Source organism: Castellaniella sp. (assembly GCF_049673105.1).
GTDB lineage: Bacteria > Pseudomonadota > Gammaproteobacteria > Burkholderiales > Burkholderiaceae_B > Castellaniella.
The window spans coordinates 64,459-75,903 of sequence record NZ_JBATXG010000032.1 but is presented as its reverse complement, the minus strand read 5'-3'; the positions used below and the strand labels follow the sequence as shown (position 1 = coordinate 75,903).

Genomic DNA, 11,445 nt, shown 5'->3' with positions numbered 1-11,445 from the left:
GGAAGCGGCCTAAAGGGGACAAACCCCTAGGCGGACCGTACAAACCTGAATGAAGAGAACCGCCAGGCCCGCTACACGGTCGTGTCCGGGGTCCCGGCGCCGGGACATCACGTTTGGTGAATGTCGGATATTAGCCCAGAGTGATAATGCCTGTCATATGGCGCGATGATCAGGACTCAAAAGCCATGCGCCCGGCAAACCACAGAAACAGCGCCCCAACCAGGCCGCTACCCGCGCGCGCCAGCCCCTGACGCCGCCGGAAGGCCCCGGCCAGGCGCGAGCCCCCGAAAATCAGGGACGACAGATACAGCAGGCTGCAAACCTGCAACAAGGCGGCCAGTATCAGGAAGGACAAGGCCGGATGCGCATACGAGGGATCGACGAACTGCACGAAGAACGACAGCAGAAACAGGATCGCCTTGGGATTGAGCAAGCTGAGCAGCAGCGCCTTTCGGAAAGGACTGCCGGGGCCGCCGGACACTGTATGTGTCTGGGCCGGCCCAGGGCGCCACGCCGACAAGAGCAAGCGAATGCCCAGATACGTCAGATAGACCGCACCGGCGGCTTTCAGCGCGATGAACAACATCGGCAGCAGCCGCAGCACCGAGGCGGCGCCGGCGGCCGTCAGAGTCATCAGGATAGAATCGCCGACGAACACGCCAAAGGCCGCCTGATAACCAGCCCGGACCCCTCGCCCCGCGCCAATCGCCAACACGAACAGCGAATTGGGCCCAGGCAGCAGCACAATGACAATGACACCGGCCAGGTAGGTCCAGACATCCAGAACGCCGTATTCAGACAACATGAGAGGCTCGATCAGGGGGGGTCACGCCGGGCATGAACGGCGCAAAACATGATTGTATCGGCGCCCCGAGTCTGATGGAGAAAAAGGCCCTGCAAATTGTGCAGGGCCCTGGATGCACACCAAAGACTCAATCAGGCGGCTGCCGTCGCTTCCGTTTCCACCGAACTGCGGATCAAATGATCAAAGGCGGACAGAGCGGCTTTGGCGCCGTCTCCGGCGGCGATGATGATCTGCTTGTAAGGCACCGTCGTCGCATCGCCGGCGGCAAACACACCCGGCACCGAGGTCTGGCCGCGCGCATCGATCTCGATTTCGCCGCGCTCGGTCAGAGCCACCGCCCCCTTCAGCCACTCGGTATTGGGTACCAGGCCGATCTGGATGAACACGCCTTCCAGCTCGACTTGATGGACATCCCCGCTCTTGCGGCTCTTGTAGCTCAGGCCCGTCACACGCTTGCCGTCGCCATGGATTTCCGTGGTCTGGGCCGACGTCAGAATGACGACATTGGACAGGCTGCGCAATTTGCGCTGCAGAACTTCATCCGCCCGCAAGGCATCGCCGTATTCCACCAGCGTGACGTGGCCCACGATACCGGCCAGGTCGATCGCTGCTTCGACACCCGAGTTGCCGCCGCCAATCACCGCCACCCGCTTGCCCTTGAACAAGGGGCCATCGCAGTGCGGGCAGTAGGCCACACCGCGATTGCGGTATTCGTCTTCGCCCGGCACATTGATCTGGCGCCACCGGGCTCCGGTGGACAGGATCACGCTTTTGGCCTTCAAGACCGCGCCGCTGGCCAATTCGACCTGGATGGATTTGCCCGGCACCAGCTTGGCTGCCCGCTGCAGGTTCATGATGTCGACCTCGTAGGCCTTGACGTGCTGCTCCAGCGCCACGCCGAACTTGGGTCCTTCGGTTTCCAGGACCGACAGGTAGTTTTCGATCGCCATGGTGTCCAGCACCTGGCCGCCGAAACGCTCTGCCACTACGCCGGTGCGGATGCCCTTGCGAGCGGCATAGACAGCCGCCGCGGCGCCCGCCGGGCCGCCGCCGACCACCAGCACATCAAATTCTTCGCGGGCGTTCAGGGCTTCGACCTTGGCATCGTCATTACCGACATCCAGCTTGGCCAGGATTTCCTCGACCCCGGCACGGCCCTGATGAAACAGCTCGCCGTTCAGAAACACCGCCGGCACGGACAGGATTTCGCGCTTCTGCACTTCTTCCTGGAACAGGGCGCCATCGATGGCCACGTGGCGGATGCGCGGATTGATGACCGACATCACGTTCAGCGCCTGCACCACGTCGGGGCAGTTCTGGCACGACAGGGAAAAATACGTTTCGAACTGATAGTCGCCCGGCAGGCTGCGGATCTGCTCGATCACATCGTCATCCAGCTTGGGCGGATGGCCGCCGACCTGCAACAGCGCCAACACCAGCGAGGTGAATTCGTGCCCCAGCGGCATGCCGGCGAAACGCACGCCGATGTCGCTGCCGGCCCGGGCGATTTCAAACGAAGGGCTGCGGCCATCCGGGGCGGCGACCTCCGACAGCGACAGCTTATCGGACAGGCCGACGATTTCTTCCAGAAAGACACGCAATTCCTGCGCCTGGGTGCTGCCATCCAGGGAGGCGCGCAGCTCGACGGGTGCAGTCACCCGCTCGAGATAAGTTCCTAATTGGCCTTTGAGGTTCGCATCCAGCATATTCACACCTTTTTGGAAAAAACATCCCCATGGCAAAACCATGGTGGCATTGCCCGAATAAAAGTACGGGGAAAAATGGGCGGCCCGCCCAGAGACGGGCCGCTGTCGCAGCATGCGATGCTCGGACGGCTATCGCCGCCCTGCATCGATCAGCTGACGGGGATCAGATCTTGCCGACCAGATCCAGGGACGGGGTCAGGGTCTTGGCGCCTTCTTCCCACTTGGCCGGGCAAACTTCGCCGGGGTGAGCAGCGATGTACTGAGCAGCCTTGACCTTGCGCAGCAGTTCGGACGCGTCGCGACCGATGCCGTTGTCATGGATTTCCAGGACCTTGATTTCGCCAGCCGGGTTGACCACGAAAGTACCGCGCAGGGCGATGCCTTCTTCTTCGATCAGCACGTCGAAGTTCTTCGACAGCGTGTGGGTCGGGTCGCCGATCATCGGGTAGTTGACCTTCTTGATGGCGTCGGACGTGTCGTGCCAGGCCTTGTGGGCGAAGTGCGTGTCGGTGGACACGGAGTAGACCTCGACGCCCATCTTCTGGAACTCGGCGTAATGATCGGCCAGGTCTTCCAGTTCGGTCGGGCACACGAAGGTGAAGTCGGCGGGGTAGAACACGAAAACCGCCCATTTGCCCGCGACGGTCTGGTCGCTGACCTCGACGAACTTGCCATTGTGATAGGCAGTGGCTTTAAAGGGCTTGATCGTGGTGTTGATCAGAGACATGTGTGCTCCTTATTCAGTGGTTCGGTAAGTGGCCTCAGTGGCAACGGGATCCAGTGTAGGCAATCTCTATCAATAAGTAAAATTGATAGATTTTATTGATACGATTGAAATTGACTATCACCAGTCCCACTGAATCGATTATGCAATATCCGCATACTCAACGGATTCTCTATATGTAAGAATCCAGATAACATTCATCTCGAAAGAAATTAACCTATTGATATATATAGATTATTTTACACCTCAAGCAACCCGGAGTGATCCATGCTCAAAAATCTGCCTGTCACGCAGCGGATACATGACTTTCCCGATCATGAAACCCTGCTGTCTGCCACCGACACGAAAGGGCGGATCACCTATGCCAACGCCGCTTTTGTGCGCGTCAGCGGCTTCGAATACGCAGAACTGCTGGGCAAGGCCCACAACATCGTGCGCCACCCCGACGTGCCGCCTGCCGCCTACCAGGACCTGTGGGACACCCTGAAACAGGGGCGATCCTGGACCGCCGTGCTGAAGAACCGCTGCAAGAACGGCGACACCTATTGGGTGCGGGCCAACGTGGCGCCGGTCTATCACCACGGCGTCCTGAGCGGCTACATCTCGGTGCGCACCAAGCCCAGCATACCGGAAATCCAGGCCGCCGAACGCATCTTCCAGGACTTCGCCCAGGGCCGTCAAAAGGTCCGCTTTCACCACGGACTGCTCTTTGACACCGGCTGGCGGCGCTGGCGCAACCGCCTGCGCACCGTCTCGCTGCGCCAGCGGATGGCCCTGACACTGGGCGGCCTCTGGGGGGCCTGGTCGCTGTCCACGGCGGCGGCAGGCCTGACCGGGCAAGGCTGGCTGATCGCCAGCGCCGCCGGGCTGGGTCTGACCGCCCTGGCGGGCCATCTGCTGGAACGCCGTCTGATCCGGCCCCTGCGCGCCATTCAGCAGCAAGCCATCCAGGCGGCCAGCGGCCAGCGCGTGGACGACTGGCGCCTGACACGCCTGGACGAAATCGCGTCCATCCAGAAAGCCATCAAGCAAAGCAGCCTGAATCTGTGCTCCTTCGTCGATGACGTGCAAAACCAGTTGCAGGGGCTACGTCATGCTTCGGCGGAAATCGCGCAGGGCAGCCAGCATCTCAGCACCCAGACCGAATCCGCCGCCAACCGCCTGCACGCCACCGCCTGCGACATGGAACGCCTGGGCAACCTGATCGAGGAAAACCACAACCATGCCCAGACCGCCGTCTCTCTGGCGCAGGCATCCAGCGCATCGGCGGGCCGGGCGGCGCGGATCGTCCAGGAAGCCGCCACCCAGATCGAACAGATGGATACTGCCAGCAAACGCATCGGCGACATCGTGGGCGTGATCGACAGCATCGCGTTTCAAACGAACATCCTGGCGCTGAATGCAGCCGTGGAAGCGGCTCGCGCCGGCGAACAGGGACGCGGTTTCGCCGTGGTCGCCGGCGAGGTCCGCGCCCTGGCCCAGCGATCCGCCGGCGCCGCCAAGGAAATCAATCAACTGATCGACGAAGTCGTGCAGATCGCCCAAAGCGGCGTATCCCGCACACGGCAGGCTGCCGCAGCGATGGGCGACGTGCTGGACCACAACCAGCAGGTCAGCGACCTGATCGGACAGGTCCATGCCGCCGGCCAGGAACAATCCGAAGACCTGCTGCGCATCCGGCAGACCTTCATTCAGCTGGGCGACCTGACCCAAGGCAACGCCGCCATGGCGGAAGAATCCTCGACTTCGGTGCTGACCATGAATGCGCAGACGCACAATCTGGCTCAGGCGGCAGGCGTCTTTCGCCAGGAAGCCTCCCAGACAGCGTCCGCACCATCCAACCCTGTGCGCCACGGGCTTCCCCGGCTCGCTGCGTGATCAGCCACCAGAACAGCAGGTGTCGAACATCACTGACATGCGGACTGCCGTCCGGGCAGTCAGGGCGCCACGACGATATTGTTGTGGACTTCCTTGACACCGTGAACCGCACTGGCAACCTGGCCGGCGCGGTCTTTTTCCGTCTGAGTCTTGGTGAAGCCTGACAGCTGGACAATTCCGCCCTGAATGGTCTTCACATTGATGTTGGCCGCCGCGCCCGCCCCTAAATTCTCGGCGATGTTCGCCTTGACCCGAGTGGTCACGACAGACCCATCGACATATTCGCCCACGGATTCCTGATGATTGGCGACGGAGCACCCCGCCAAGGTGGCGACGCTCAGTCCCAGGGCTGCGGCCAGCGCGATCTTGTGTGTCATTCCCATGGTTATTCTCCTTCTGTCAGCACGGACCGCGTCCGTGCGCAAGCATGACTGTTTCAATGATGAGAAGTCTCTCTACGGTACACCGGCGCCATCGCATCTCGCACCTCAAGCTGTAACAAATGCCCGGACGGCTAATATAGGGATAGCCACTGGGATTCTCTTGTCCCCCGAGGATCACTCCCTTGATGCCGACCCGCACATTCCGTAGACGCCTTGCCCACGCTTTGGTCGCTATTTTGCCAGCCCTAAGCTGCCTCTGGCCGGCGCACGCAGCGCACGTGCTGATGGATGCAGGCCACGGCTCGGAACGACCGGGCGCGATGGGCGCCAGCGGTCGTGCCGAGTATCTGTACAACCGGGATCTGGCCACCGCCATCGTCCACGCGCTCGCGGCGCTGGGCGACCGGACCACGCGGGTCGAAGGCGTCGGCGCAGACATCCCTCCTGCCCAGCGCACGGCGGTGGCTCCGGACGCGGACCTGCTCATCTCGATCCACCACGATTCCGTGCAAGCGCAGTATCTCCAGGCGGGCCGCCAGGCAGAATTCGCCGGCTATTCGATCTTTGTTTCACACCTGAACCCATACCCGGAGCGCAGCCTGGCATGCGCCCAGCGCATCGGCGAACGCCTGCAGGCGGCGGGTGAACACCCATCCGGATACCACGCCGAGCCGATCAAAGGTGAGAACCGCCCCTTTGTCGACCGCCGCCTGGGCATCCACCGCTATGACGGTCTGGCAGTGCTGCGGACCGCCCCCATGCCCGCCGTCCTGATCGAGGCGGGCGTCATCATCAATCCCGGCGAAGAAGCCCGCCTCGGAAGAGCGGAGACGATCACGCGGCTGGCCCAGGCCATCGCCTGGGGGGCGCATGCGTGTTTGATGAATCGGCCCATCGAAAATCACGTCCTCGAGCATTGATGCGCATCGGCGTGAGCCGCGTGCGCGTCAGTCCGGACACGCCATGCCTGTGCGCGATGCGGGCAGCGGGATATCCCCGGACGTGTTGCCTGCAAACTTTCGTATCTTCTCGGCCAGGGCCTGTGTCGGCTTTTCATAAGCGTAGCAATACGGAGGCGTAGGAACCGCTGCGGGATGGTAGTCCTGCAGCACCGGCTTCGCATCGCCAAGATACAGATTGTCTTTCACGCGCAGAAAGGCCTTGTAGTCGCGGATATAGCCATACCGGGTCTTCCGTTTCTCGTAGGCCTTGCGGTCCGACTCGCCGTTCGGCAACGCGCTGCGTTCAGGCGCGATGGGGATATGGCGGCAGTAATTCACATCGATGCCTTCCACCGTGGGGAAGAACGCAGGCTCCGTGCACTTGCGCTGGGCATCGTTGCTGAAGATATTGCCCTCGACCAGGGCCTTGGCCTCCAGGCTGAAGCTCATGCCATAGAAATCCCAGTTTTCCACCAGATTGTTGAACAGGTGAAACGTGCCGAACTGCGCCCTGGGGTTGCGCTGCACGGTGTTGTAGAAATAGTTGTGGTGCAGCGTCACGCGCGCGATCGAATCGCGCGCATAGTTCCGGAACAGATTCTTCGAGGTAATGTTATTGAGCAACATCACCTTGTTCGAGTGGTGGAACTTCGTCCATGAGATCGTCACGTCGGTCGAGCCGTTCTTCACATTGAGCAGGCGATCGGACATCCGCGACAAATCCATGTGGTCCACCCAGACGTCGCGGCTGTCGTTGGCCACGTTCACGGCCTGCGTCAGCCGGCTCAGACGCCCGTCTATCGTCAGATGCGTCAGGATGACGTTCCGGCTGCCATACACGCCCAGGCCATCGTCGATCAGGGTCACCCGCTTGCCGCGACCGTCTATGGTCGTGTTGGACGGCACGCGCAGCTGCGAATCCAGGACGATGGTCATGTCGGACGCAAAGCGTATCCACGCCCGCCCTTTGCGGGCTTGCTGCAGCGCAGCGCGCAGCGTGCCAGGTCCCGCATCCCGGTCGGACGTGACCACGATGAACTCGCCCCCCAGCCCGCCCGTGGCCTGGGCGCCATAGCCTTCGCGCTGTTGCAACAAAGCGGAAACGAAAGGACAGCGTTCATCCGGCGCCGCGCAGCGCTCGCCGGCCACCGCCTGGTCGCCGCACAGCGCGGCCAGCATCAGCAGCCAGATCATCGCATACCGTCGCGTACGCATCGAAGCCGCCTATGCTTGCGCGGACCGGTCCGCGGACGTCACATGGCGCCAAATGCCGCCGCTCAGGCGCAGATTCTCCGGTTCGCTGGCCAAGTGTTCCCGCAGATGTTCGAAATACGCCGCCTGCCAGCGCTGCGAGTAGGTTTGGGCATCCTCGCCCGGATTGGGCGAGGGCAGCATCTCCAACGTGTAGGACATGCGTCCGCTCTCCCAGCGGGGCACGTAGAACACCGACGGCACGTTCAGGCGATACGCCAGATGGGACGCGAAACCGGAGTACGTCACGTCCTGTCCTTCGAAGGTCGTGCGCGGCGCGGCGGGATTGATTGCCCCATCGACGGCCAGACACAGCACGTAGCCCTCGTTGATCGCACGCATGCAGGCCTTGGCAACCTGGGCCTCGGTCTGGTCGGCGGTAGAAATCAGTGCCTCGGAATAACTGCTCTGGGCGATGCTGGGCGCCGTCGCCAACCAGCGGGACGGGATACCCACCAGCTCCATGGCCATCAAGCCGGCGTACATGGGGCCCACGTGCGCCGTGGCGACCACGACACCACGCCCAGCCGCCAGCAGCGGCGCAAAAAACCGCTCGCCGGTATCGAGTTCGCCCAGCAAATACATGGCCTCTTCGGCGCGCTCCTCGCGGCATTCGAGCCAGTCGAGCAGCAGGTGGTCGATCATATGCCCCCAGCGCGCCCGGCGCTCCCAGGACGCGCGATCGGTGGACGTATCGCCGCGCAGCGACCAGGCCCAATCCAGCCGCGCCTGCGGAATGGGCGCGGTATCCAGTTTTTCTTCCATGCGGGCCAGAGCTTCCTGGAACGTGTCTGGCAGCCGCGCGCTGCGCGTGGCGATGTATCGCGAGAACAGCGCCTCCGCCTCTTCCTGGCGGCCCGCCTGCGTGAGCGCGCCGATGGCGGCCCGCTGCCACAGCAGCTTGTCGGGGGACTTCTCGACCAGTCGCATCCACTGATCAGCCGCATCGCCATATTGCAGGGTGTGTCGCAGCGCACGGGCATACAGGGCGCGCGTCTGTTCCAGTTCCGGCGCCAGTTCCAGGGCCTGCGCCAGCGGCGCCACCGCATCCTGGTAACGACCGGCGCGCAGCAGCGTTTCGCCATACAGCGTCAGCAGCCGCACATCCGCCGGCGCCATCTGCAAGCCGGCTTCGAAATGCGTCACCGCATGCGCCTTGCGATCGGCTTCCTCCCCGCGCCGCAGATAGGCAAGCCCCAGCGACGAACGCAGCCCCGCGCTGTCATGGCCCGCGCGCAGCGCGGCATCGCCCAACCCGATCGCTGCCGCCGTGCGGCCATCTTCCAGCAGGGCGCGCACGGCCATCATGGCGACGCGTGCGTTCGGCAGTTCGTCAGGATGCAGCGCCGTCGCAATACCTGCCGCCTCGGCCACATCGCCGTTACGCGCAAAAGCCATCATCCAGACGTATGCTTCATCGGGTTCCTGATGGGCCAGGGCAAGCGTCGCGCGAGCAGATTCCGCCGCCTCGACCAGCCGGCCCGCCTGCACGCGCAACTGAATCCGCGCGGCGTGCAGGGCCGCGTTGCCGGGTTCCATGCCGGCGGCGGCATCCGCCTCGGCAATCGCCCTATCCCACTGCCCCATACGCCCGAAAAGACTGGCGAGCAGGCGGCGCTCTTCGGTGCGCGCGGGATAAACGACCATCAGCACGCCCAGGGCGGCAATCGCAGGCTCGAATCGACCCTCGCGCACCCAGGGCGACACCAGCAATCGCCGGACGTCGCGCCAGCCGTCCGGGGCCCGTCGCAACGCTGGTTCGAGCGCGGCCATGTCGCGCCCAGGGTCGGTCGCGATGCAGATCCGCCCGATGATGTCGCGCAAGCGAGCGGTAGCGTCCTGCGGATCGGCGCCAGCCACAGGCCGGCGGCTTTCCATAGCTGTGTCAACCATGACGTAGTCCTCTCAACAAAGCCATCGCCACGCGAACGATGAACATGAGTACAAAGCCCAGCGCCAGCGCCTGCAACAACAGGAGACCCGTGCGCGGGCTGCTGGGCCGGTCCGTGGGAACCGGTTGCGCGATGATGGACAGATACCGCTGCAGGCGCAAAGCATCCGTCATGGCCTGTTGGTACGATTGCTGCGCCAGGGTCAGGTTGGAATCCGCGAACACCTGGGCGTTGCGCAGCGCCTCGTACGACTTGAGCTGCTTGGCTTCCGCGTTGTCATCTCCGCTCAAGCGATAACGCACAGACGCGAGCCGCTTTTTCAAGGCGGCGACTTGCATCTTGGCGGGCTTGAGCATGAAGTGGTTTTTGTTGCCCAGAGACTGGATTTTGTCCAGCCTGATCTGCGCGGTGCTCAGTTCCCCTTCCAGTTGTCTGGACAGATCCAACAGCATCGACACCGTGGCGGCGGGATCGACGTTCCCATGCTCCGTGCGCCACGCGGTCAGCGTATCCCTGGCCGCGAGCGCCTTCTGTTCTGCCAGCCTGACCGACTCTTCGCTCACGGTCAGCTTGTCGGCGACACCCTTCTCGTTCATGGTGTTGACGAATTTCTCGGCCAGTTCAATCAACGCCCTGGATAGCGTGGCTGCGTCTTCCGGGGAAAATGCGCTGACCTGCAGCACGTCGATCTGCTCCAAGGCGTTGAACGAGACACGCACCGAGGCCTGGTAGGCGCGATACAGCTCGTCCTCGCTGGCATCCTCTGGCAGGCGATTGAGCGGGTCCCAACCGGTATTGGTCAGGTAACGACGCAAGTCGACTTTCTCGTCGAGCTGGCGCATGCTGTCGCGCGACTTCAAGAAGTCGGCGACCGCCCACCCGTCCACGAATCCGCCCAGCATGCCGCCTGAATTCCCCGTGGTGAGCAGGCTGGCCGCCGCCCCCGCGCCGCCTGGCTGGCCGGATGCCGACTGCACAAAGAACCGCGACTCCGCCTCATAGCGCGGCGTGGCAAAGAAACAGACATAGACCAGAGCAAGCGCCACCGGCGCGACGACGATCAGGGCGTTGATCCAGCGCTGGCGGCGGCGCGCGCGCAGCACCGACTGCCGCTCGTGGCGACGGCGTTCGATCTCCGACCCGCCTTCAGAACCCAAGCTGGCCCTCGTCGAAGCCGCCTCCGGACTCGTCTGCGTGTGTTCCGGAATCGTTCCGCGATCGTCGGGGGGGGAACCTGATGAGGCACTGGTCGAGGTCGTCGTCGATGTGGAGCGCGCTGTGTTCATAAATCAAGCCTTTGAAACAATAGTCCGCCAACTGGTTCTGGCGATAACTAGAGAAAATGAGCGTCCGACTCACCAACCGTTCTTCGAATAAGGCAAGCCAGAGGCGCGTGAATCGGCAGGGTTCGAAGGGCATGCTGCCTTCGATCACGTAGACATCGAACGCCGGCGCCAGCGCCAGCGCGAACGAAAACTCCTGCCGCACGTAGAGCGGCCAATGCTCCATGGGCTGGGCCAGGCATTTGGGATCGCTGAGCAGATCCGCAACCAGCTCGTACGTCGCATCCGCGTCGGTCTCGTATATCTCGCTGACGAAATCAATCATGCTCAGGCCGGTCGCTTTGCCGCGGATGAAGCCCTGGCGACCAATCGCCCACGACACCTTGCCAGCGTGCCGGACAAAGCCCTGACGCGGCGGACGCAAGCAGCACAAGACATCCAGCAGATGGCGATGCATTTCCGGGACGGGCGACAGCAAAGCGTAGCGCCCGACCGCGATATCCAGACTGGCATCGGCCAGCAGCGCTTGCCTGCGACCGAAGACATATGGCTCGTCGGTCACGCCATTGAGTTGGATCATCT

The 11,445-nt window shown here is 62.9% G+C and carries 10 protein-coding genes; 2 read left to right on the top strand and 8 right to left on the bottom strand.

The window, feature by feature from the left end:
• Positions 1-169: 169 nt before the first annotated feature.
• From leuE to ahpC, 3 genes are all read right to left on the bottom strand, one after another.
• Positions 170-805 carry a leucine efflux protein LeuE gene (gene leuE / locus WBF69_RS12090; protein WP_424264397.1) on the bottom strand — a complete coding sequence of 212 codons (636 nt, stop codon included), beginning with the start codon at positions 803-805 and terminating at the stop codon, positions 170-172.
• A gap of 131 nt (positions 806-936) precedes the next feature.
• Positions 937-2,511 (bottom strand): alkyl hydroperoxide reductase subunit F, encoded by a 1,575-nt coding sequence (gene ahpF / locus WBF69_RS12085; protein ID WP_424264396.1) that lies wholly within the window; start codon positions 2,509-2,511, stop codon positions 937-939.
• Positions 2,512-2,674: 163 nt separating this feature from the next.
• Positions 2,675-3,238, bottom strand: a complete 564-nt coding sequence (ahpC, locus tag WBF69_RS12080) for an alkyl hydroperoxide reductase subunit C (RefSeq protein WP_424264395.1) — start codon at positions 3,236-3,238, stop codon at positions 2,675-2,677.
• 264 nt (positions 3,239-3,502) lie between these two features.
• Between ahpC and WBF69_RS12075 the strand changes: the two genes are divergently transcribed.
• The gene (locus WBF69_RS12075) at positions 3,503-5,113 is read left to right on the top strand and encodes a methyl-accepting chemotaxis protein (RefSeq protein WP_424264394.1); all 1,611 of its coding nucleotides are present in this window, start codon (positions 3,503-3,505) and stop codon (positions 5,111-5,113) included.
• 59 nt (positions 5,114-5,172) lie between these two features.
• On the opposite strand, the gene WBF69_RS12070 is transcribed toward WBF69_RS12075, so the two are convergent.
• Entirely contained in the window at positions 5,173-5,496 is a 324-nt protein-coding gene (locus WBF69_RS12070) for a BON domain-containing protein (protein WP_424264393.1), read from the bottom strand.
• Between the two features lie 185 nt (positions 5,497-5,681).
• On the opposite strand from WBF69_RS12070, the gene WBF69_RS12065 reads away from it, so the two are divergent.
• On the top strand, positions 5,682-6,416 hold the full coding sequence (locus WBF69_RS12065; protein ID WP_424264392.1) for an N-acetylmuramoyl-L-alanine amidase family protein: 735 nt from the start codon (positions 5,682-5,684) through the stop codon (positions 6,414-6,416).
• 27 nt (positions 6,417-6,443) lie between these two features.
• Here the strand turns inward: WBF69_RS12065 and WBF69_RS12060 are convergent, their stop codons facing one another.
• Genes WBF69_RS12060 through WBF69_RS12045 form a run of 4 tightly spaced genes read right to left on the bottom strand, consistent with a single transcriptional unit; the run spans position 6,444 to position 11,443 of the window.
• Positions 6,444-7,652: a pectate lyase family protein gene (locus WBF69_RS12060; RefSeq protein ID WP_424264391.1), complete on the bottom strand. Its 1,209-nt coding sequence runs from the start codon at positions 7,650-7,652 to the stop codon at positions 6,444-6,446.
• A 9-nt stretch (positions 7,653-7,661) separates the two neighbouring features.
• Positions 7,662-9,581, bottom strand: coding sequence for a tetratricopeptide repeat protein (locus WBF69_RS12055; protein ID WP_424264390.1), 1,920 nt, complete (start codon positions 9,579-9,581; stop codon positions 7,662-7,664).
• Positions 9,574-10,737 (bottom strand): sugar ABC transporter, encoded by a 1,164-nt coding sequence (locus tag WBF69_RS12050; RefSeq protein WP_424264389.1) that lies wholly within the window; start codon positions 10,735-10,737, stop codon positions 9,574-9,576. Before WBF69_RS12050 ends, WBF69_RS12055 begins: the two co-directional genes overlap by 8 nt.
• Complete coding sequence (locus WBF69_RS12045) at positions 10,727-11,443, bottom strand: ATPase (RefSeq protein ID WP_424264388.1); 717 nt, start codon at positions 11,441-11,443, stop codon at positions 10,727-10,729. Before WBF69_RS12045 ends, WBF69_RS12050 begins: the two co-directional genes overlap by 11 nt.
• Between the last annotated feature and the right edge of the window lie 2 nt (positions 11,444-11,445).